The sequence below is a fragment of the Staphylococcus caledonicus genome (assembly GCF_016238465.1).
Classification (GTDB): Bacteria; Bacillota; Bacilli; order Staphylococcales; family Staphylococcaceae; genus Staphylococcus; species Staphylococcus caledonicus.
Genome location: NZ_JABTXV010000001.1, coordinates 835,601 through 859,261 on the forward strand (window position 1 = coordinate 835,601; position 23,661 = coordinate 859,261).

Annotated in this window: 16 protein-coding genes; 11 read left to right on the forward strand and 5 right to left on the reverse strand. The window is 31.9% G+C overall.

The window, feature by feature from the left end; all coding sequences use genetic code 11:
* The first annotated feature begins 3 nt into the window (after positions 1-3).
* Positions 4-3,039, forward strand: coding sequence for an exonuclease subunit SbcC (sbcC, locus tag HS848_RS04235; RefSeq protein WP_198611365.1), 3,036 nt, complete (start codon positions 4-6; stop codon positions 3,037-3,039).
* 75 nt (positions 3,040-3,114) lie between these two features.
* On the opposite strand, the gene mscL is transcribed toward sbcC, so the two are convergent.
* The gene (gene mscL, locus HS848_RS04240) at positions 3,115-3,468 is read right to left on the reverse strand and encodes a large conductance mechanosensitive channel protein MscL (RefSeq protein ID WP_107508591.1); all 354 of its coding nucleotides are present in this window, start codon (positions 3,466-3,468) and stop codon (positions 3,115-3,117) included.
* Positions 3,469-3,681: 213 nt separating this feature from the next.
* Here mscL and HS848_RS04245 point away from each other — a divergent pair, with 213 nt between their 5' ends.
* The 3 genes from HS848_RS04245 (at position 3,682) to menI (ending at position 8,876) form a co-directional block, all read left to right on the forward strand.
* Positions 3,682-5,322: a glycine betaine uptake BCCT transporter gene (locus HS848_RS04245; RefSeq protein ID WP_198611366.1), complete on the forward strand. Its 1,641-nt coding sequence runs from the start codon at positions 3,682-3,684 to the stop codon at positions 5,320-5,322.
* A gap of 285 nt (positions 5,323-5,607) precedes the next feature.
* Positions 5,608-8,313, forward strand: a complete 2,706-nt coding sequence (acnA, locus tag HS848_RS04250) for an aconitate hydratase AcnA (protein ID WP_198611367.1) — start codon at positions 5,608-5,610, stop codon at positions 8,311-8,313.
* Between the two features lie 92 nt (positions 8,314-8,405).
* The gene (gene menI, locus HS848_RS04255; protein ID WP_198611368.1) at positions 8,406-8,876 is read left to right on the forward strand and encodes a 1,4-dihydroxy-2-naphthoyl-CoA hydrolase MenI; all 471 of its coding nucleotides are present in this window, start codon (positions 8,406-8,408) and stop codon (positions 8,874-8,876) included.
* Positions 8,877-8,994: 118 nt separating this feature from the next.
* On the opposite strand, the gene HS848_RS04260 is transcribed toward menI, so the two are convergent.
* A complete protein-coding gene (locus tag HS848_RS04260; protein ID WP_107508595.1) occupies positions 8,995-9,294 on the reverse strand; it encodes a HesB/YadR/YfhF family protein in 300 nt (99 codons plus the stop codon).
* A gap of 206 nt (positions 9,295-9,500) precedes the next feature.
* Complete coding sequence (gene plsY, locus HS848_RS04265; RefSeq protein ID WP_198611369.1) at positions 9,501-10,109, reverse strand: glycerol-3-phosphate 1-O-acyltransferase PlsY; 609 nt, start codon at positions 10,107-10,109, stop codon at positions 9,501-9,503.
* Positions 10,110-10,309: 200 nt separating this feature from the next.
* Between plsY and parE the strand changes: the two genes are divergently transcribed.
* The 6 genes from parE to mprF all read left to right on the forward strand — a co-directional run bounded on the left by parE (position 10,310) and on the right by mprF (position 21,441).
* A complete protein-coding gene (gene parE, locus HS848_RS04270) occupies positions 10,310-12,310 on the forward strand; it encodes a DNA topoisomerase IV subunit B (protein WP_198611370.1) in 2,001 nt (666 codons plus the stop codon).
* Positions 12,307-14,706 (forward strand): DNA topoisomerase IV subunit A, encoded by a 2,400-nt coding sequence (parC, locus tag HS848_RS04275; RefSeq protein ID WP_198611371.1) that lies wholly within the window; start codon positions 12,307-12,309, stop codon positions 14,704-14,706. The genes parE and parC overlap by 4 nt, the downstream gene beginning before the upstream one ends.
* Before the next feature lie 233 nt (positions 14,707-14,939).
* Positions 14,940-16,406 carry an alanine/glycine:cation symporter family protein gene (locus tag HS848_RS04280; protein WP_107508599.1) on the forward strand — a complete coding sequence of 489 codons (1,467 nt, stop codon included), beginning with the start codon at positions 14,940-14,942 and terminating at the stop codon, positions 16,404-16,406.
* A 154-nt stretch (positions 16,407-16,560) separates the two neighbouring features.
* The gene (gene glcT, locus HS848_RS04285; RefSeq protein WP_198611372.1) at positions 16,561-17,415 is read left to right on the forward strand and encodes a glucose PTS transporter transcription antiterminator GlcT; all 855 of its coding nucleotides are present in this window, start codon (positions 16,561-16,563) and stop codon (positions 17,413-17,415) included.
* 77 nt (positions 17,416-17,492) lie between these two features.
* The gene (locus HS848_RS04290) at positions 17,493-18,722 is read left to right on the forward strand and encodes an AI-2E family transporter (protein WP_107508601.1); all 1,230 of its coding nucleotides are present in this window, start codon (positions 17,493-17,495) and stop codon (positions 18,720-18,722) included.
* Positions 18,723-18,918: 196 nt separating this feature from the next.
* Complete coding sequence (mprF, locus tag HS848_RS04295; RefSeq protein WP_198611373.1) at positions 18,919-21,441, forward strand: bifunctional lysylphosphatidylglycerol flippase/synthetase MprF; 2,523 nt, start codon at positions 18,919-18,921, stop codon at positions 21,439-21,441.
* Positions 21,442-21,530: 89 nt separating this feature from the next.
* Here the strand turns inward: mprF and msrA are convergent, their stop codons facing one another.
* Positions 21,531-22,043, reverse strand: a complete 513-nt coding sequence (msrA, locus tag HS848_RS04300; RefSeq protein ID WP_198611374.1) for a peptide-methionine (S)-S-oxide reductase MsrA — start codon at positions 22,041-22,043, stop codon at positions 21,531-21,533.
* 146 nt (positions 22,044-22,189) lie between these two features.
* Between msrA and HS848_RS04305 the strand changes: the two genes are divergently transcribed.
* Complete coding sequence (locus HS848_RS04305) at positions 22,190-23,167, forward strand: LCP family protein (RefSeq protein ID WP_107508604.1); 978 nt, start codon at positions 22,190-22,192, stop codon at positions 23,165-23,167.
* A 218-nt stretch (positions 23,168-23,385) separates the two neighbouring features.
* On the opposite strand, the gene HS848_RS04310 is transcribed toward HS848_RS04305, so the two are convergent.
* A complete protein-coding gene (locus tag HS848_RS04310) occupies positions 23,386-23,571 on the reverse strand; it encodes a 2-hydroxymuconate tautomerase (protein ID WP_103166971.1) in 186 nt (61 codons plus the stop codon).
* Positions 23,572-23,661: the final 90 nt, after the last annotated feature.

Consider the following 23,661-nt stretch of genomic DNA (forward strand, 5'->3'; position numbering starts at 1 on the left):
AAATTGAAACCATTAAAATTAACGCTTAGTAATTTTGGACCATTTTTAAATGAAACAATTGATTTTCAACATATTAAAGATGAACATTTATTTTTAATAAGTGGTAAAACCGGATCCGGTAAAACTATGTTATTTGATGCAATTGTATTTGCATTATTTGGAAAAGCCTCTACAGAAGGAAGAAATGAAGGGGATTTAAGAAGCCATTTTGCAGATGGAAAATCACCTATGAGTGTTACTTATGAATTTAAACTTAACGATAGAGATTTTAAAATAGTTAGGCAAGGTAGCTTTATAAAAGAGGGAAATTCATCTCAAACAGCTGGAAAATTAGACGTATTTGAATTTAACTCACAAAGTAATCAATATGAGCTAAAAGAAAGTAAAATTAGTACTGGAAATAACTTTATTAAGAATTTATTAGGTATTAACGCAGAACAATTTCGACAACTATTTATTTTACCACAAGGAGAGTTTAAAAAGTTTCTAGTTTCTAACAGTTCAGATAAGCAAAGTATACTAAGAACGTTATTTAATAGTATAAGATTTGAAGAAATGCAAAATACACTACTAGATGAAGTGAAGAATGAAAAAAAACAAATTGAAACTCGTTATAATCAAATTCAGTCGCTTTGGGAAGATATAGAGACGTTTGAAAATGAAGAATTAATACAATTAAAGCAATTAAACAGTATGCAAACGAAAGAAATTATCAAATCTATTCCTCAATTTGAAAAGTTAGGATTACAGGTTAACGAAAAAGTTGAAAAATTAAAATCACAACAACACGCTCATCTATCTTCTTTGAATCTCCGTATTGAAGATAATAAAAAATTAGTACAAGCCCAAAATGAACTTGAATATAACAAGAATCAAAAAGAAAAAATTGAAGAACGAAAAGACGAAATTGATAGTTTGAAAAAAGAATTAAGACGATTAAATGAAGTAAAAACATTAGACAATCTGTATCAGCAAAAAAACGCTAAAGAACAAAAGTTCAAGGAAACTAATTCGAAAGTAGTTAGTGCTAAAAATGACATTGCTAACATTAAGAAACAATTGACTTCACTCGAAAAAGAATATGAATATTTGGAAGAAAGTTCAAAAGATATTAAAAGCAAAGAGGAATATATCAATAAAACTAAACAATTTTTTGATAACTTAGGTAAATATTCTTCTGCATATAAGGAAGTAGTAGAAATTGAACAACAATTATTGTCTAATAAAGAAAAGCAAGAGGAAAATGATAAAGATATTTTAAATTTACAAAATAATATTAAAGAAATCGATATAGATGATGATAAAATAAATCAATTATCCCAATATATTTCTCAACTAAAAAGTGAGTTAGATAGAAAAGCTATAGTAAAAAATAACAGAGATAAGTATAACGATTTAAATAATCAAAAAAATAGCACTATTAAAGACATGGAAGAACTTCAAAATGAAGTTAAACATTTATCTGAACAACTTGAATCAGTTGATAAAACAAGTATTGATTTGAATAATAAACAAACTTTCGTTACAGAAATTCAAGCAGCTTTACATATTGGTGACACTTGCCCTATTTGTGGTAACACAATTGAATCGCTTAATGAACACATCGATTTGGACAAAATTAGTAAGAACCAACAAGCCATCAAACAACTGACTAATGATATTAACGTTAAGAATAATCAAATTGGAAAACTTGAAACCACTGCTCAACTCTTATCAAAACAAATGGATGAATTAGAGATTAAGCAGGATGAAGATTTAAATATTGAAACATTAAAAAAAGAATTAGATACGAAAAATGAGGAAATAGAATTCCTCCAACAACAATCTAAAAAATTATATAAATTAGAAAAAGACTTAGGAAATCTTAAAGATAATAAGAATAATTTACTACTTCAATTTGAAAGACTATCTTCACAAAAACAACAATATGAAATATTAATTAATGATTTTGAAAATACAACGACATTCTCTAAGATTAAAGACTTTAAAACGTGTTATATCAACTACGATTCAGAAGTAGATAAATATAAAACTAAAATAGAAACTATAAATAGTGACATTCAACAGTCTAAACACAATTTGGCACTTGAAACTAATAATTTAAATAATTATGTTAGTGCCTCTGAAGATTTAGATAATGAAATAAAAAATTTTGAAACTAATATTGAAGATGAGATGGAAAGAATCGGTTTAAACTCTTCTGAAGAAGTAAATGACTTATTGAGTAGATTAAGTTCGAAAAAAGAAATTGAAAAAGAAATTGATAATTATAACCGTGAACACCAAAAATATTCTCTTGAAATAGATCGTTTAATCAAATTAACTGAAGGCAAAGAATTAGAAGATATCTCTACTTTAGAAAATGAAAGAAATGAAGTTGAAAAACTATACAATAGTTATGTCGAAACTAGCGCTACAATTCAGTTTAAAATTCAAAAAAATAGAGAAAAATTTGAGAGCATTGAAGAACATATAACTTATCTAAACAATGAACTTAAAGAACAACAACAAATTTTCGAATTAGCAGAAGTCCTTTCAGGCAAAAATAGTCGAAAGCTAACATTAGAAAATTATGTCTTGATTTATTATCTAGAACGTATTATTCAACAAGCCAATATTCGATTGGCAAATATGAGTGGTAAACGTTATCAACTACAAAGAAGTCAAACAGTTTCTCAAGGGTATAGCGGTTTAGAAATTAACGTATTTGATTTTTATTCAAATAAAGCAAGATACATTAGTTCGTTATCAGGCGGAGAGACTTTCCAAGCATCATTAGCATTAGCACTTGGTTTAAGCGAAGTCGTACAACAAGAATCTGGTGGTATTACGTTAGAGTCAATGTTTATAGATGAAGGGTTTGGTACCCTCGATCAAGAAACATTGGAAACAGCTTTAGATACCTTATTAAAATTAAAAACCACAGGCAGAATGGTGGGTATCATTTCTCATGTGAGTGAGTTGAAGCAACGAATACCGTTAATCTTAGAAGTGAAGACTAACCAGTACCAAAGTTACACTCAATTTAAATGGAATTAAGATTAGTATAATTTAAAAGACATCATAACGTTTGTATTTCATACATGAATAAACGTTATGATGTCTAATTAAAAATTATTTTTGTCTTAATAAATCGCGAATTTCTGTTAATAAAACAGTATTCTCTTCTATTTCTTCTTCAGGCTCTTCTTTTTTCATTAATGTATTCGCAATCTTTACAAATATAAATAATGCGAGTGCTACAATAATAAAATCAATTATTGATTGGATAAATAATCCGTATTTAATTCCCCAGAATTCCCAATCTTTAGCAAAGTCTACAGAACCAAAAATCTTACCAATTAAAGGCATGATAATATATGTAACTAATGACGTTACGATTTTATTGAAGGCTGCACCCATAACTACAGCAATAGCTAAATCTAGTACATTCCCTTTTAATGCAAATTCTTTAAACTCTTTTAACATGACATAATTCCTCTCTTTAGACATGAATAAAATCGAAATACATGAATAAAAATGATTATACAATGTATAAATTATTTAGTAAATAGTAAAATTAATGAAATTTGATAATAAATAGGGGCTTTGTTATCCTATTATATAGCTTTACGAAAATAATTCTTTATTATTTTCATACTTTGAAAATTTAATAACGGGAATGAAAGGAGTATATTAATTATGAATTCTTCTTCTGAGTTAAACAAAAAAGGAAAGAAGTTTTCGCCGGTTTTTATTTATAGTGCTATTGTAGTTGCAATTGTAGTACTTATCGGTGCATTTTTGCCAACACAATTTGACTCAGTGACTAGCCAAATAAGTGGTTGGATTACTGAAAAACTTGGTTGGTATTACATGATTTTGACTACAGTTATCGTGTTCTTCTGTATATTCTTGATTTTTAGTCCAATTGGTAAATTAAAGCTAGGTAAACCTAATGATAAACCTGAATTTAATACTATTTCATGGTTTGCTATGCTATTCAGTGCAGGTATGGGTATTGGTTTAGTATTCTATGGTGCAGCAGAACCTATGGCTGACTTTGCTTCTCCACCAAGTGCTGATCCAAAAACTACTGAAGCTTACACTGAAGCTTTACGTTCAACATTCTTCCATTGGGGATTCCACGCTTGGGCAGTGTATGGTGTAGTTGCACTAGCACTAGCTTATGCACAATTTAGAAAGAATGAACCAGGGCTAATCTCTAGAACATTACGTCCTATTTTAGGGGACAAAGTAGAAGGCCCTATTGGTACAATCATTGATGTTTTATCTGTATTCGCTACAGTAGTTGGTGTAGCTGTATCACTAGGTATGGGTGCACTTCAAATCAATGGTGGTTTAAACTACTTATTTGGAGTACCAAATAACGTATGGGTTCAATCTGTTATTATTGTAGTAGTAACAATCTTATTCATTATGAGTGCTTGGTCTGGTCTAAGTAAAGGTATTCAATACTTAAGTAACTTAAACATTGGTTTAGGTACTGTGTTAATGATTATCGCTTTAGTCATTGGACCTACAGTATTAATCTTAAATATGTTTACTACTTCAACTGGTAGTTTATTTAATTCATTCTTATTTAACAGTTTTGATACTGCGCCATTAAATCATCAGAAAAGTGAATGGATGTCTTCTTGGACACTTTATTATTGGGGTTGGTGGCTAAGCTGGAGTCCATTCGTAGGTGTATTCATTGCACGTGTATCTAAAGGACGTTCAATTCGTGAATTTATTTCAGGTGTATTACTTGTTCCTGCAATCGTAAGTTTCTTATGGTTCAGTGTCTTCGGTGTGTTAGGTATCGAAACAGGTAAAAAACACCCTGAACTATTCAATATGACTCCAGAAACTCAATTATTCGGAGTATTTAACCATGTACCTTTAGGAATGGCTTTATCACTTGTAGCTTTAGTATTAATTGCATCATTCTTTATCACTTCTGCCGATTCAGCAACCTTCGTATTAGGTATGCAAACATCTTATGGTTCACTTGAACCTTCAAATGTTATCAAAGTAACATGGGGTGTAGCGCAATCATTAATTGCCTTCATCTTATTACTTGCTGGTGGAGGAAATGGTGCACATGCTTTAAATGCGATTCAAAGCGCGGCAATTATTAGTGCATTCCCATTCTCATTCGTCGTTATAATGATGATGGTTAGTTTCTACAAAGATGCTAACCAAGAAAGAAAATTCTTAGGTTTAACATTACAACCTAATAAGCATCGACTTGAAGACTACGTTAAACATCAACAACAAGATTATGAATCTGATATTTTAGAAAAACGTGAATCAAGAAGAAATGCTGAAAAAGAATAATTAATTTTAGAAAAGTCCTTAAATGCTTTTATGTTAAAAGTATTTAAGGGCTTTTTTTAATAGAAATACTAAAAGTGTTTACTAATGAAAATCATTCTCAATTAATAACATTTGCTTATTATACTCAATGTGTATGATAACATTTACTTATATAGTCTGATTATAAAAGCGAAAGCTAAATTGAGAGAAAACTAGGGGTATACAGTTGTTTTGAAAATCATATAATTATACAATTTAATAAAGGCATATAATTATGAAATTTTAATATTCAAGGGGGATAAACATATGACTTCTAACATGAAGCAACAAGCCAAAAAGTCGTTTGAAGTAAATGGTCAATCATACACGTATTACGATTTGAAAAGCTTAGAAGATCAAGGTTTAACAAACATTAGTAAATTACCTTATTCAATTCGAGTGTTATTAGAGTCGGTATTGAGACAAGAAGATGATTTCGTTATAACTGATGAACATATTAAGGCATTAGGTAATTTCGGCAAAGCGGACAATTCAGGGGAAGTTCCATTTAAGCCATCACGTGTTATTTTACAAGACTTCACTGGCGTTCCAGCAGTTGTGGACTTAGCGTCATTACGTAAAGCAATGGATGACGTTGGCGGGGATATTAATAAGATCAATCCAGAAGTACCGGTAGATTTAGTTATCGACCACTCAGTTCAAGTTGATAGCTATGCTAATCCGGAAGCGTTAGAACGAAATATGAAATTAGAGTTTGAACGTAACTATGAACGTTATCAATTTTTAAATTGGGCAACTAAAGCATTTAATAACTATAATGCAGTTCCACCTGCAACTGGTATTGTGCACCAAGTTAACTTAGAATATTTGGCAAATGTGGTACATGTACGTGATGTAGATGGTGAACAAACGGCATTTCCTGATACATTAGTTGGTACTGACTCACATACAACAATGATTAACGGTATTGGTGTCTTAGGTTGGGGCGTTGGTGGTATCGAAGCTGAAGCAGGCATGCTTGGACAACCATCATATTTCCCAATCCCAGAAGTTATCGGGGTACGTTTAACAAACGCATTACCACAAGGTTCTACGGCAACAGACTTAGCTTTACGTGTTACTCAAGAATTACGTAAAAAAGGCGTAGTTGGTAAATTTGTAGAATTCTTCGGACCAGGCGTAACAGATTTACCACTAGCAGACCGTGCAACAATTGCTAACATGGCTCCAGAATACGGTGCAACTTGTGGTTTTTTCCCAGTTGATGAAGAATCACTTAAATACATGAGATTAACTGGTCGTAAAGAAGAGCACGTTGAATTAGTTCAAGCATATTTAGAACAAAATAATATGTTCTTCACAGTGGATAAAGAAGATCCTGAATACAGTGATGTAATTGATTTAGATTTATCAACTGTTGAAGCATCACTTTCAGGCCCTAAACGTCCTCAAGATTTAATTTTCTTAAGTGATATGAAAAAAGAATTTGAAAAATCTGTTACTGCTCCAGCGGGTAACCAAGGACACGGTTTAGAAGAAAGTGAATTTGATAAAAAAGCTGAAATCAACTTCAATGATGGTTCTACTGCAACTATGAAGACTGGTGATATAGCTATTGCTGCCATTACTTCATGTACAAACACATCTAACCCTTACGTTATGTTAGGTGCAGGTTTAGTTGCTAAAAAAGCAGTAGAAAAAGGTCTAAAAGTACCTGAGTTTGTTAAAACTTCATTAGCGCCTGGATCAAAAGTTGTAACTGGTTACTTACGAGACTCTGGATTACAAGAATATCTTAATGATTTAGGCTTTAACCTAGTTGGTTACGGTTGTACAACATGTATTGGTAACTCAGGTCCTTTATTACCTGAAATTGAAAAAGCTATAGCTCAAGAAGATTTACTTGTAACATCTGTTTTATCTGGTAACCGTAACTTTGAAGGTCGTATCCACCCACTTGTAAAAGCTAACTATTTAGCATCTCCACAATTAGTTGTGGCTTATGCATTAGCGGGAACTGTGGACATTGACTTACAAAATGACCCTCTTGGTAAAGGTAAAGATGGAGAAGATGTATACTTAAAAGATATTTGGCCATCAATCCAAGAAGTTTCTGATACAGTTGATAGAGTAGTAACGCCTGAGTTGTTCTTAGAAGAATATGAGAATGTGTATAATAATAATGAAATGTGGAATGAAATTGATGTCACTGATGCACCATTATATGATTTCGACCCTAATTCAACATACATTCAAAATCCAACATTCTTCCAAGGATTATCTAAAGAACCTGGCACAATCGAGCCTTTAAAAGATTTAAGAGTCATGGGTAAATTTGGCGACTCAGTAACAACTGACCATATTTCTCCAGCTGGGGCTATCGGTAAAGACACGCCAGCAGGTAAATATTTATTAGATCATGATGTATCAATTCGTGACTTTAACTCATACGGTTCTCGTCGTGGTAACCATGAAGTAATGGTACGTGGTACATTCGCTAATATCCGTATTAAAAACCAATTAGCTCCTGGTACTGAAGGTGGTTACACTACTTACTGGCCAACAGATGAAGTGATGCCAATTTATGATGCAGCTATGAAGTATAAAGAAGATGGCATCGGCTTAGCAGTCTTAGCAGGTAACGATTACGGTATGGGTTCTTCTCGTGACTGGGCAGCTAAAGGTACAAATTTATTAGGTGTTAAAACAGTAATTGCTCAAAGTTATGAACGTATTCACCGTTCTAACTTAGTAATGATGGGCGTATTACCATTACAATTTAAAGAGGGTGACTCAGCTGAATCACTCAATTTAGACGGTAAAGAAGAGATTTCAGTAGATATCGATGAAACAGTACGTCCACACGATGTTGTTAAAGTTCATGCTAAAAAAGAAAACGGAGACGTTGTTGATTTTGAAGCGGTTGTTCGTTTTGATTCATTAGTAGAATTAGATTACTACCGTCATGGTGGTATTTTACAAATGGTTTTAAGAAATAAACTTGCTCAATAATCTAAAATCTTAAGCCGTGCTAGCAATATGTTAGCATGGCTTTTTTATGTTACTATTATTTGTGAATGATATTTGAAAAGAGGTACTTAAGTATGATTTACAGTATGACTGAAATTGAATCTAGATATCAAGAAACAGATAGAATGGGTGTTATCTATCATGGCAATTATGCTACATGGTTTGAAGTAGCACGTACTGATTATATCCGCAAATTAGGTTTTAGTTATGCAGATATGGAAAAAGAAGGCATTATCTCACCAGTTATTGATTTACAAATTCAATATAAAAAATCTGTCTTTTACCCAGAAAAAGTAACTATAAAAACGTGGGTAAGTCAATATTCTAGATTACGTTCTGTCTATAATTATGAAATTTATAATGAAAATGGAGAACTTGCTACAACTGGATCAACAACATTGATTTGTATAAAAGGTGAAAATTTCCGACCTGTAAGATTAGATCGATTTTTCCCTGAATGGCATGCGGTCTATAGTAAAGTAGAACAATTAAATCAAGAGGGTAAAGATTTTGAAATAACACAAAGTAGTGATCTTGATTTCTAATAAAAAAGAGCGAAACAGAAATCTAATATAACTTTATGATTTTGTTCTCTCTCCTGAACAATGACATATTAAAGGCTAGGGCATTTTAAATATCAATGTCCTAGCCTCTATATAATCGTTATTTTATTTTAGAATAAGCTATTTCATCATCGTGATCGACTTTTTCTACAAGCACTTCATTATCTTCAAAGTACCATAAGTCTTCTGCGGATACAACGATTACTAAGCCGTTATAATTTTCCTCATAACCAATTTCTACATCTTCTCTTGGCTCAACACGAAAAGCTGGACTAAATCCTTGTTTAAGTTGGAATTCGCCACCATATCTCACATAAAATTGTAAGACTTTATTATCTTCTGGCAAATCTAGTTCATCTTTGAACCATTCTGCAGCTTGATCGGTTAGTTCGATTTTCATTAAAAAGCCTCCTACACTATATATCTATAAATGTTAAATAATTTTAAATTAGAACTCTTTGAATTATAACATATTGCTTACTTTTAAAAACGTTTAATACTCAGAACCTGAACTAACAAAGTAATAATTTGAATCCATTCTACATAAAGATAGACAAATTAATAAGCCTAGAACATATAAGCGTTCCAGGCTCTATCAATATTCATTTACATCCATTTAATTTTTGGCTCTTCACCTTTGAAAATTCGCACTATATTCGTTCGGTGTCTGATGATTAATAAAATCGCCACCACTAAACTCATTCCGAATAATATATAATCTTGGATAATTAGTGAACCGATAACGCAACATATTGCAGCCACAATACTTGAAAGTGAAACATATTTAAATAAATATAATACACCGAAAAATATTAGTGCTAAGATTAATAGTAGAATAGGATTCACACCTAATACTACACCAGCACTTGTTGCTACAGCTTTACCACCTTTGAATTTAAGGTAGACAGGATAGACATGACCTAAAATAGCAAACAAACCGACGATTAAGCCATGTGTGAAGAACGTGCTAAGCGGTCCATCTGCATGAACTGGAAACCAAATAGGAAAGAATACAGTTATAAACCCTTTAAATATATCTAAGAATGTAACTATAAAGCCAGCAGGTTTACCGAGTACACGAAAGCTATTAGTCGCTCCTGTATTACCACTTCCGAATTGTCGTATATCTTTTTTGAAAAAGAGCTTTCCTATTACATATCCATTAGGAATAGCACCGATGAGATAGCTTAATAAAAGCATGAGAACTATCATCATATAACTTTACACATCCTTTAATAACGTAGCTATATTTTACCATAATCTTAGATTAACCACGACTGAAATTAAAAAATAATTAATACATAAGTATAATCAGTGACTGTGTATAACTCACACTTGCAATTTAACCCGATTTATATAAGAATAACTATTGTATAGTTTTTAAAACGAACGTACGTTTGTAGGAGGCGAACGCATTGGCAACAAAAAAAACAAATCATTATTCAGATGATTCTATTCAGGTTCTAGAAGGTTTAGAAGCTGTTAGAAAGCGACCAGGTATGTATATAGGGTCCACTGATAAAAGAGGATTACATCATTTAGTATATGAGATTGTCGATAACTCCGTTGATGAAGTATTAAATGGTTACGGTAGCGAAATTAATGTAACAATCAATCAAGATAATAGTATTTCAATTGAAGATGATGGACGTGGAATGCCGACGGGGATGCATGCCTCTGGAAAGCCAACTGTAGAAGTTATATTCACTGTGTTACATGCAGGGGGTAAATTTGGACAAGGTGGATATAAAACATCTGGAGGACTACATGGTGTTGGTGCGTCTGTAGTAAATGCTTTAAGTGAATGGTTAGAAGTTGAGATACATAGAGACGGTAATATTTATAAACAAAGTTTTAAAAATGGAGGTATACCAGCTTCTGGTTTAGTTAAAGCAGGTAAAACTAAAAAAACTGGTACCAAAGTAACATTTAAACCTGACCCTGAAATTTTCAAAACAGCAACATCTTTTAATTTCGATACATTGAGTGAGAGACTGCAAGAATCTGCATTCTTATTGAAAAGCTTAAAGATCGTATTAAATGATTTACGTAGTGGTAAAGAGCGTGAAGAAGTCTATCACTATGAAGAAGGAATCAAAGAATTCGTAAGTTATATCAATGAAGGTAAAGAAGTACTTCATGATGTTACAACATTTAGTGGAACATCAAATGGTATAGAAATTGATGTCGCGTTTCAATACAACGATCAATATTCAGAAAGTATTCTAAGTTTCGTAAATAACGTGCGTACTAAAGATGGCGGAACACATGAAGTTGGATTTAAAACAGCTATGACTCGTGTGTTTAACGATTATGCTCGCCGCATTAGTGAACTTAAAGAAAAAGATAAAAATTTAGATGGTAACGATATACGAGAAGGATTAACAGCAGTTATTTCAGTCCGTATTCCTGAAGAATTATTACAATTCGAAGGACAAACCAAATCTAAGTTAGGTACTTCAGAAGCGCGTAGTGCGGTAGATTCAGTTGTTTCTGATAAATTACCTTTCTATTTAGAAGAAAAAGGGCAACTATCTAAATCTCTTGTTAAAAAAGCTATTAAAGCACAACAAGCTAGAGAAGCGGCTCGTAAAGCGCGTGAAGATGCTCGTTCAGGTAAAAAGAATAAACGTAAAGATACCTTGCTCTCTGGTAAATTAACACCAGCACAAAGTAAAAACACTGAAAAAAATGAACTTTACTTAGTTGAGGGTGACTCTGCCGGTGGTTCTGCTAAACTTGGTAGAGATAGAAAGTTTCAAGCTATTTTGCCACTTAGAGGTAAAGTTATTAATACTGAAAAAGCACGCCTTGAAGACATTTTCAAAAATGAAGAAATTAATACCATTATCCATACTATTGGTGCTGGCGTAGGTAATGACTTTAAGATAGAGGATAGTAATTACAATAGAATTATAATTATGACCGATGCCGATACAGATGGGGCGCATATTCAAGTATTACTATTAACATTCTTCTTTAAATATATGAAACCTTTAGTTCAAGCAGGTAGAGTGTTTATCGCTTTACCACCTTTATATAAATTAGAAAAAGGTAAAGGCAAATCAAAACGCGTGGAATACGCTTGGACAGATGATGAACTTGATAAGCTTCAGAAAAAGCTAGGCAAAGGATTTATGTTACAACGTTACAAAGGTTTAGGTGAGATGAATCCTGAACAACTTTGGGAAACAACGATGAACCCTGAAACGAGAACCTTAATTCGTGTTCAAATAGAGGATGAAATGCGTTCATCTAAACGTGTAACTACTCTAATGGGTGATAAAGTTGCGCCACGTCGTGAATGGATTGAAAGTCACGTGGAATTTGGTATGCAAGAAGATCAAAATATTCTAGATAACAATGAAGTACAAGTATTAGAGACTGAAGAATACACTGAGGAGGAAATAAATTGAGTGAGATAATTCAAGATTTATCACTTGAAGATGTGATAGGCGATCGTTTTGGAAGATATAGTAAATATATTATTCAAGAGCGTGCGCTACCGGATGTACGTGACGGATTAAAACCGGTTCAACGTAGAATTTTATTCGCAATGCACAGTAGTGGTAATACTTACGATAAAAATTTCCGTAAAAGTGCGAAAACAGTTGGGGACGTAATTGGACAGTACCATCCTCATGGTGATTCTTCAGTTTATGAGGCAATGGTGCGTCTAAGCCAAGATTGGAAATTACGTCATGCGTTGATTGAAATGCATGGGAATAACGGTAGTATTGATAACGACCCTCCTGCCGCTATGCGTTATACTGAGGCGAAATTAAGTCAGCTATCTGAAGAATTAGTACGTGATATTAATAAAGAAACAGTATCCTTTATTTCAAACTATGACGATACAACACTTGAGCCAATGGTTCTTCCAGCTCGTTTTCCTAATTTATTAGTAAACGGCTCAACGGGTATTTCATCAGGTTATGCTACGGATATTCCACCACATAATTTAGGTGAAGTGATTCAGGCTACATTAAAATATATTGATAATCCTGATATTACAGTAAGCCAATTAATGAAATATCTTAAAGGACCAGATTTCCCAACAGGTGGTATTATCCAAGGTATCGATGAGATTAAAAAAGCTTATGAATCTGGAAAAGGTAAAATTGTCGTACGTTCTAAAGTGGAGGAGGAAGCACTTCGTAATGGACGTAAACAATTAATAGTGACTGAAATTCCTTATGAAGTAAATAAAAGTTCACTTGTAAAACGTATCGATGAATTACGTGCTGATAAAAAAGTAGATGGAATTATTGAAGTGCGTGATGAAACAGACCGTACTGGTTTAAGAATTGCCATTGAACTTAAAAAAGATGTTAATGCAGAAGCGATTAAAAACTATCTCTTTAAAAATTCTGATTTACAAATTGCTTATAATTTTAACATGGTAGCTATTAGCGACGGTCGTCCTAAATTAATGGGTATTCGAAAAATTATAGATAGTTATCTTAGTCACCAAATCGAAGTTGTAACGAATCGAACTAAATACGATTTAGATCACGCTGAGAAACGTATGCATATTGTTGAAGGATTAATGAAAGCTTTATCTATATTAGATGAGGTGATTGCTCTAATCCGTAACTCAAAAAATAAAAAAGATGCTAAAGAGAATTTAATAGCTGAGTTTGATTTTACAGAAGCACAAGCAGAAGCTATTGTTACGCTTCAACTTTATCGTTTAACCAATACTGATATTGTCGCTCTTGAAAATGAGCACAATGAATTAGAAGAATTGATTAAAGGTTATCAGCATATATTAGATAATCATGATGCTTTACTTAAAGTCATTAAAGATGAATTAACAGACATTCGAAAACGTTTTAAAACAGAAAGATTATCATCTATTGAAGCGGAAATTTCGGAAATTAAAATCGATAAAGAAGTTATGGTACCTAGTGAAGATGTTGTTCTAAGTATTACTCGTCTAGGTTACATTAAACGAACTTCTACTCGTAGTTTTAATGCGAGTGGCGTATCAGAGATTGGTCTAAAAGATGGAGATAGTCTGCTTAAATACCAAACGGTAAATACACAGGACACAGTACTTGTCTTTACTAATAAAGGCAGATATTTATTTATTCCTGTTCATAAATTAGCAGATATACGTTGGAAAGAATTAGGACAACATGTCTCTCAAATTGTGCCAATAGAAGATAGCGAAATGGTTGTAGATGTGTATAACGAGAAAGATTTTAAAGACGATTCCTTTTATATACTAGCTACTAAAAATGGCATGATTAAGAAAAGTACACTATCACTATTTAAAACTACGCGCTATAACAAACCACTAGTTGCCATGAAAGTAAAAGATAATGATGAAATTGTTAACGTCATACGTTTATCTAAAGACAGCTTAATTAGCGTATTAACATATAAAGGTATGTCATTAACTTATTCTACTGCAGAATTATCAGATACTGGATTGCGTGCAGCAGGTGTTAAATCTATTAATCTAAAAGATGAGGATTACGTTATTATGACTGATGCTGTTAATCAAGACAGTTCAGTGATTATGGCTACTCAAAGAGGTGCAGTCAAACGTATTAATTTCAAAGTACTTCAAGAAGCTAAACGTGCTCAAAGAGGAATTACATTGCTTAAAGAATTGAAGAAAAATCCTCATCGTCTTGTAGCTGGCCATGTTATTAAAGATGAAGAAACATATACTATTTTCTCTAATAGCCATGCAGAAACAGGCGCAATTGCTAATATTCATCAGTCTGAACAATATACAAATGGATCATTTATCGTTGATATTAAAGATTTCGGTGAAGTCATTAATATGACTTTAAGTTAATAAACTTTAAAAGTTATTATTTTCAATTTATTCATAAAATGATAAACTTAACTTTGTTAATTGAACTATGCATAAATTCTCAAGAGATTTGTATTGATTTTGATTAGAGATTAAGAGGCTAGGGTATAAACTTTTGTGGTTATCCTTAGCCTCAAGGATTTTTATTCAATACAATATAAATCTCTTGTAACATATTTTAGGATATTATTTAAAAAATGATTAGAGGGATGTAATTGAGTGATTTTGATAGTTTGATTCCTGGGTGGTTTAAATCCATCGTCCAGGTAGGTAATGATTTAATATGGTCGCAATATCTAATAGGTTTATTATTAACAGTTGGTTTCTTCTTTACAATTAGTTCTAAGTTTGTTCAGTTGCGTATGCTACCTGAAATGTTTAGAGCTTTAACGGAAAAGCCTGAAAGATTAGACAGTGGTGAGAAAGGTATTTCGCCTTTCCAAGCATTTGCTATCAGTGCTGGTTCACGTGTAGGTACAGGTAACATTGCTGGTGTAGCTACCGCTATTGTTTTAGGTGGCCCAGGTGCTGTATTTTGGATGTGGGTTATCGCCTTTATCGGAGCAGCAAGTGCTTTTATGGAAGCTACATTAGCTCAAGTTTATAAGGTACATGATAAAGAAGGTGGCTTCCGTGGAGGTCCAGCATATTACATAACTAAAGGTTTAAATCAAAAATGGCTAGGTGTATTTTTTGCCATTTTAATTACTGTAACATTTGCGTTTGTATTTAATACTGTACAATCTAACACGATTGCTGAGTCATTAAATACTCAGTACAACATCAGCCCTGTGATTACAGGCGTAGTCTTAGCAGTGATTACAGGTATAATTATTTTTGGTGGTGTACGAAGTATTGCAACACTTTCATCATTAGTTGTACCAATCATGGCAATTATTTACATTGGTATGGTATTAGTTATTTTATTATTAAATATTGATCAAGTTGTTCCAATGATTGGTACAATTATTAAAAGTGCTTTTGGCTTTGAACAAGTAACAGGTGGTGCCGTGGGTGCTGCAATACTGCAAGGGATTAAACGTGGTTTATTCTCAAATGAAGCTGGTATGGGTTCTGCACCTAACGCAGCTGCCACTGCAGCCGTACCTCATCCAGTTAAACAAGGTTTAATACAATCATTAGGTGTATTTTTCGATACAATGCTTGTTTGTACAGCTACAGCAATCATGATTTTATTATATTCAGGATTAAAATTTGGAGATAATGCACCTCAGGGCGTACAAGTAACTCAATCAGCTCTTAATGAACATTTAGGTTCAGCTGGAGGAATATTCTTAACAATAGCAATAACACTATTTGCCTTTTCTTCAGTAGTTGGTAATTACTACTACGGTCAATCAAATATTGAGTTCTTATCAACTAACAAAGTTGTACTATTCATATTTAGATGTTTAGTAGTTATCTTAGTATTTGTAGGTGCAGTTGTAAAAACTGAAACTGTATGGAGTACTGCCGATTTATTCATGGGCTTAATGGCCGTTGTAAACTTAGTCTCCATTATAGGTCTTTCAAACATTGCAATTGCCGTAATGAAGGATTATCAAAAACAACGTAAAGCTGGCATGAGACCCGTCTTCAAACCCGAGAATTTAGAAATTAACTTGTTCGGTATTGAAAGTTGGGGACGAGAAAACAAGATTCCTAAAAAATATAAATCTTAGTCTAGATGACAAAGCAAATCTATATTATACTCCTTTCAAAGTGATTAACTTATTTGTTAAAACTTTGAAAGGAGTATTTTGTTTAAAAAAAGATACCTTTTAAATTTTAATATTTAGCTATATAATTTTATTAATACTAAGAAAGGTGATTATGATGAGTGAGTACTATATCTCTAAAACATTAAATAACAACGTCATCATATGCACTTATAATAATCAAGAGGTTATTTTAATAGGTAAAGGGATCGGATTTAATAAAAAAGTTGGAATGACCTTAGACGATGATGCTTCAATAGAAAAAGTTTACAAACTAGAACAACGACAACAACAAGAATACTATAAAACATTAGTAGAATTAGCGGACGATCATGTCTTACAAGCGGTTATCGAATCAGTAAACTTTATTACAAGTGCGACACATACTATTGATGATAAGAATCTAGTTGTAGCATTAACCGATCATATTATTTTTGCATATAATAGATTAAAGCAAAATCAAATTATTAGTAATCCTTTCGCTATAGAAACGAAACATTTATATAGTGAGGCGTATGATATTGCTAGTCAAGTAATAGATAGATTAAATCAGCACTTAGATGTTGAATTTCCTCCTGATGAAATAGGTTTTATAGCACTTCACATTGCTTCAAATACTGAGGATTTATCTCTGCATGATATGTCATTAATCAATAAACTAATTAGTAAGAGCATTGTCATTATAGAGAACGATTTAGGTCAACCAATTGATAATCAAACGGTACAATATCAACGTTTTATTAGACATATGCAATTTCTAATTCGCCGATTTAACAATAAAGAAGCCGTATATGCACAAGACGCTTTTATTAATATGGTGAAAACTTTTTATCCTAATTCTTATAATACGGCCTTCAAAATTTCTAAAATGATTCAAAAATATCTTAATGTTCCCGTAAATGAATCAGAAATCGTTTATATGGCATTACATATTTATCATTTCGAATCTCAGATTAATTCATCACAGAACTAAGCAATCAATTGAATCATTTTGTGTTATGATGAATAATAGCTAAATTTAATATTGTTAGTTAAGGTATGGTGAAAAGCATGGCAATAGAAAAGAAGCAAGGTGAAGAAAAGGCAAATCAGAAATTGAATTTCACTGAAACAAGGTTTATGAAATTTTTAGGTGGAAAAGATTTAATATTTGCGTTAATTTCTCTTGTATTATTAGGTATTTTTATTTTTATATTTGATAAGGTTTCGTATGTATTCCAACCCTTTATCATTGTTTTTAATACAATAGCCGCACCAATCATTGTATCATTGATTTTATTCTATCTTATTAATCCTATTATCAACTTAATGGAGAGATACAATATTCCACGGCTACTTGGAATAACGATTGTCTTCTTATTAATTATAGGAGGAGCTACATTAATTGTTACTCTATTAATTCCAGTTATCGGAGATCAGATTACACGTTTAGCTAATAATATCCCTAGATACGTATCTAAATTTAATAATGTAATTGATAAGATAACGCATTTCTCATTTTTATCTTCATTTTACGGTGAAATACAGAACTGGCTAGATTCAGTTTCGAAAAAAATTCCTTCAGTAGTATCTAATTATTCTGATGGTTTTGGCACTAAAATTAAAACGTTTGCTGAAGCAATCGTTAATGTGGGTGTAGTAATTGTAACCACACCATTCGTCTTATTCTTTATGTTAAAAGATGGCCATAAATTTAAAGATTATTCTACAAAAATTATGCCACCTAGATTTAGAAAAGATTATCATGATTTAATTGAAAAAATGAGCGTGCAAGTAGGTTCATATATTCAAGGACAAATTATTGTTTCATTCTGTATCGGTGTTTTATTATACATTGGTTATACAATCATTGGTTTAGATTATGGTTTAGTTTTAGCTTCTATTGCTGCTGTAACGAGTGTAGTACCTTACTTAGGTCCTACTATTGCAATATCACCAGCTATTATTATTGCTTTAATCACATCTCCATTGATGTTATTAAAATTGATTGTAGTATGGACGCTTGTTCAATTTATCGAAGGCCATTTTATTTCTCCAAATATTATGGGTAAAACATTGAAAATTCATCCACTTACAATTATCTTTATTTTATTAAGTGCAGGTAATTTATTAGGTATTGTTGGGGTTATTCTAGGTATTCCTGGTTATGCCATTCTTAAAGTATTAGTCTCTCATTTATTCTTAATATTTAAACGTCGCTATAATAAATATTACGGAAATGATTCAGGTGAGTATGAGATTAGCAAAGAAGAATCAAAAGAATACACTAAAGCTGATTAATAGACTAAATAAAAGTAATAAAGTCACGATATTCAATCACGTTTATCGTGGCTTTTTGTATGCTTATGTTTAATCACTATGCTAATAAGTCATACATTACAATTCTGTTAGCCCAATACAACTGATTATATATGTTCATACTTAAAAAGGTGTGATATATTTTAAAATAATATAAATCGAAGGGTCGAAATAAAATATGTCTGAAGAAATTAAAAATAGAATATTATCAGTATTGAAATTTTTATTCGCAGCAATATTGTTTATTGTTGTGGTAATAACGCTATACCATGAACTATCTGATATTAATTTTAAGCAAACTCTTGAATCCTTTGGTCGAATTAATCGTTGGCATCTATTCGGATTATTTGTTTGTGGTGGCGCTTCAATGATTTTATTAAGTTTATATGATTTGATTCTAGTTAAAACTTTGAAATTAGATATAGCTACAAACAAAGTATTCAGAGTGAGTTATATTATTAATGCTTTAAATGCCATTATAGGATTCGGTGGTTTTATTGGTGCGGGTCTTAGAGCATTTGTTTATAAGAACTATACTTCAGAACGGAAGAAGTTAGTTCACGCCATTTCAATTGTTTTAATCTCTATGTTGACAGGGTTAAGCCTTTTATCCATCCTCGTAGTACTACATATTTTCGATGCTTCCCATATACTTGATAAAGTAAATTGGGTTAGATGGATACTATATGTTGTAGCACTCTTTTTACCTATCTTTATTGCTTATACAATTATTAAGCCAATTGATCAACAACATAAAACGATGGGTGTTTCATGTACACTTGTTTCAAGCTTAGAATGGTTAGTTGCAGCAACAGTATTATATTTATCTACACTTACAGTAGATATTCATATTGCTTTTACTACTGTGATTGGTATTTTTATCATTGCGGCACTTGCTGGTCTGGTTAGTTTTATCCCTGGAGGATTTGGGGCGTTTGATTTAGTCGTAATAATAGGGCTTAAATCATTAGGTGTTCCTGAAGAAAAGGTACTCTTAGCATTACTACTTTACAGATTTGCTTATTACTTTGTACCAGTGATTATTGCACTTATTTTATCAACGTTTGAATTTGGTTCTTCGGCTCGTAGATACTTTGAAGAATCTAAATATTATGCTCCAGCAAAAGATGTCACATCATTTTTATTTTCTTATCAAAAAGATATCGTAGCGAAGATTCCTTCATTTGCACTTGCGGTACTTGTGTTATTTACAAGTTTAATCTTTTTTATTAATAACATTACTATTGTGTATGATGGATTATATGATGCTAATCATTTTGTATATTACATTATGTTATGTATTCATACGAGTGCGTGTTTATTACTATTTATTAATATAAGAGGAATCTTTAAACAAAGTAGACGCGCCATTATTTTTGTGATGATTTCTTTAATTTTAATCTTTGTTGCTACGGTATATACGTATGCATCATTCTTATTGTTATCGTGGTTAATTTTAATCTTTGTGTTACTTATCTTTGCTTATCGACGTGCTAAGGTTGTTAAGCGACCATTTAGATTGAAAAAGTTAGTGCTTACGTTATTGGTAAGTGTAGTTGTGTTATACATCAATCATTTATTTATTTCAGAAACACTTTATGCCTTAGATATTTATCATCTTGAAGTGGATACGTCGTTATTAAGATATTATTTCTGGCTAACTATTTTAGTTATTGTACTTTTAGTAGGGACAATAGCGTGGTTAATGGAAGTTCGTTTTAATCGACCACATAAGGTGAAAGATTTATCTCAGTGTATCTCTATTATTGAAACATATGGAGGTAACTATTTAAGTCATTTAATTTACAGTGATGATAAAGATATTTTCATGGATGAGAGTAAACAAGCCTTTATGATGTATCGATATAAATCGAATGCGCTTGTTGTACTAGGTGATCCAATCGGTGATGATAAAGTATTTCAATCTTTATTAATTGATTTTTATAGTTATGCTGAAAAATTAGGATATGACATTATCTTCTATCAAGTGTCTGATAGATATATGCCTTTATACCATAATTTTGGAAATCAATTTTTCAAATTAGGTGAAGAAGCAATTATTGATTTAACACAGTTCACAACTTCTGGTAAGAAACGTCGTGGTTTCCGTGCTACACTAAATAAATTTGAGGATTTAAATATTAAATTTGATATTATTGAACCACCATTTTCACAAGAATTAATTTCAGAATTAAAAGAAGTGAGTGATCAATGGTTAGACGGTAGAAATGAAATGCATTTCTCGGTAGGTCAATTTACTGAAGATTATTTAGAAAAAGCGCCAATAGGGGTTATGAAAAATGATGAAGGTAAAATTATCGCGTTTTGTACATTAATGCCAACTTACTATAATGAAGCAATTTCAGTTGATTTAATTAGATGGCTACCGGATTTAGATTTACCTTTAATGGATGGTTTATACTTGCATATGTTATTGTGGGGCAAGGAAAAAGGATATAAAGCATTTAACATGGGTATGGCAACCTTATCTAATGTAGGTCAATTGGATTACTCTTATCCTAGAGAACGTATTGCTGGCCGCGTATTTGAACACTTTAATGGCTTATACCGTTTCCAAGGCTTACGTAGATATAAGGAAAAATATGGCCCTGGTTGGGAACCTAGATTTTTAGTTTATAGAAAAGACAGTTCACTATGGTACAGTATGTTAAAAGTTATGAGAGTAATTCGTCATAAATAAGAAGATTTAAAAAATGAAATATAAAAAGTATCCGATTAAGTGGGAAAGATAGGAATAGCGTTACTCACTTGTTCGGATGCCTTATTTAATTAATAGTTAGATGATTTATAGTTAGCCCGATCTTGTTGTTCTTGAGCATAGCGTTCAGGATTCTTTTTGTAAAAGTCTTGATGATAAGTTTCGGCTTTGTAGAAAATTGAAGCGGGTAAGATTTTTGTAGCAATTGCTTTATCAGAATATATGCTGTGTTTTAATTGCTCTATATATTCTTCAGCAAGTTTCTTTTGATGATCATTTGTATAGAATATGGCTGTTTGATATTGCGAACCTCTATCTTGGAATTGGCCACCGTCATCTAATGGATCAATTACAGAAAAGAAGATTTCGAGTAACTTATTGTAGGAGAATAAAGCTACATCATATTCAATTTTGACAATCTCGTAATGGCCTGTAGTTCCACTTTTTACTTCTTCATACGTTGGGTTTTGAGTTGAACCGCCCATATAGCCAGATGTAACTGTTTCTATACCATCAAACTGATCGAAAGGTTTGGTCATACACCAGAAACAACCACCAGCAAAATATGCTGTATTAATATTCATTTATGCCATCCTTTCATTGGACCTTAGTACCATTTATTTAGCAATTACTTGATTTTTTGAAGTAATTTCTATAACTTTGTTATATATAATTATAATACATAGATATACAATTTTGAAGATATTTAAAAGATAAAAGGTAGGTAAATATGACAGAAGAGAAGGATCAGACAGTATACAGACGACACGCAGAGACACAAACACCTTCCAGACGAAAAAAGAAAAAGAAGCTTCGCAAGTTACCTTTTATAATATTGATTTTAGCATTATTATTAATAATAGCTATTATCTATATTGTTCACGGTTATCGTAGCGGTGTTGATTATGCAGAAAAACATGCTAAAGATATTAAAGTGCACAAATTTAACGGCCCAGTGAAAAATGACGGGAAAATTTCAGTTCTTGTACTAGGCGCTGACCAGGCAAATGGTGGGCAATCACGTAGCGATTCAATTATGGTTGTACAATATGATTACATACATAAAAAGATGAAGATGTTGTCAGTGATGCGTGATACTTACGCAGAAATCCCTGGTTATCAGAACTATAAAATTAATGCGGCATATTCACTTGGAGGACCAGAATTATTAAGAAAGACATTAAATAAAAACTTAGGTATTAATCCAGAATATTATGCTGTTATTGACTTTAAAGGTTTTGAAAAAATGATTGATGAATTAGAACCTAATGGTGTACCAATCGATGTTGAAAAAAATATGTCTGAAAATATAGGTGTATCGCTTAAGAAAGGTCATCAACGTTTAAATGGTAAAGAATTACTTGGCTATGCAAGATTCAGACATGATGAAGAAGGCGATTTTGGCCGTGTAAGACGACAACAACAAGTGATGCAAACTTTAAAACAAGAACTTGTTTCACCTAGTACGGTTGTTAAATTACCGAAGGTTGCTGGTATATTAAGAGGTTACATCAATACAAACATGCCTAACTCAGCAATCTTCCAAACAGGAACTAGCTTTGGTATTAGAGGAGATAAGAATGTTGAATCCTTAACGGTTCCAGTGAAGAATTCTTATCAAAACATAAATACTAATAACGACGGTAGCGCCTTAGAGATTGATAAAGAAAAAAATAAAGAAGCAATTAAAAAGTTCTTTAACGAATAATAAAAGAAAGTGTGATAAAAGCTAGTTAACAGCTTTTTAAGCAAAAGTGATAAGTTTTTTAGTCGCTACTATAATGGCGTGAAGATAATCTCATTATGAGAAAATATCTTCACGCCATTTTTTTATGTTACTTTAATGAATTTTTGAAAGAGTAAGCTATAAAATTAATAAAAATCTTTGTTTTAATATAACAATAAGATAATTATGTAAACCTTGAATTAATTATCAGATTTTCTTACTCCACCTACACCATAATGGTTCTTTTGCATTTCTTCAATAACCACGTGGATAGCTTCACGATTAGCACCAGTTGTTTTTTCTACAGCATTTGTAACTTCAGTTACTAAATCTTTTAATTGTTCATCAGAACGTCCTTCAAGTAATTTAACATTTACAATCGGCATATATAGGCCTCCTTTTCTGAATTTATAGTTATTATAGCATTTTTTTGAAAAGCGCTCCATAAAAATAATAGAACATTCGTTCTTTTATAT

What these genes read in the sequence shown, in the direction of transcription:
- plsY (WP_198611369.1), bottom strand. Translation starts at nt 10,109, where the DNA reads ATGATGATAGTTCTCATGCTTTTATTAAGCTATCTCATCGGTGCTATT.
- mprF (WP_198611373.1), top strand. Translation starts at nt 18,919, where the DNA reads ATGTCTGAAGAAATTAAAAATAGAATATTATCAGTATTGAAATTTTTA.
- acnA (WP_198611367.1), top strand. Translation starts at nt 5,608, where the DNA reads ATGACTTCTAACATGAAGCAACAAGCCAAAAAGTCGTTTGAAGTAAAT.
- glcT (WP_198611372.1), top strand. Translation starts at nt 16,561, where the DNA reads ATGAGTGAGTACTATATCTCTAAAACATTAAATAACAACGTCATCATA.
- menI (WP_198611368.1), top strand. Translation starts at nt 8,406, where the DNA reads ATGATTTACAGTATGACTGAAATTGAATCTAGATATCAAGAAACAGAT.
- HS848_RS04260 (WP_107508595.1), bottom strand. Translation starts at nt 9,294, where the DNA reads ATGAAAATCGAACTAACCGATCAAGCTGCAGAATGGTTCAAAGATGAA.
- HS848_RS04245 (WP_198611366.1), top strand. Translation starts at nt 3,682, where the DNA reads ATGAATTCTTCTTCTGAGTTAAACAAAAAAGGAAAGAAGTTTTCGCCG.
- msrA (WP_198611374.1), bottom strand. Translation starts at nt 22,043, where the DNA reads ATGAATATTAATACAGCATATTTTGCTGGTGGTTGTTTCTGGTGTATG.
- HS848_RS04310 (WP_103166971.1), bottom strand. Translation starts at nt 23,571, where the DNA reads ATGCCGATTGTAAATGTTAAATTACTTGAAGGACGTTCTGATGAACAA.
- HS848_RS04290 (WP_107508601.1), top strand. Translation starts at nt 17,493, where the DNA reads ATGGCAATAGAAAAGAAGCAAGGTGAAGAAAAGGCAAATCAGAAATTG.
- HS848_RS04305 (WP_107508604.1), top strand. Translation starts at nt 22,190, where the DNA reads ATGACAGAAGAGAAGGATCAGACAGTATACAGACGACACGCAGAGACA.
- mscL (WP_107508591.1), bottom strand. Translation starts at nt 3,468, where the DNA reads ATGTTAAAAGAGTTTAAAGAATTTGCATTAAAAGGGAATGTACTAGAT.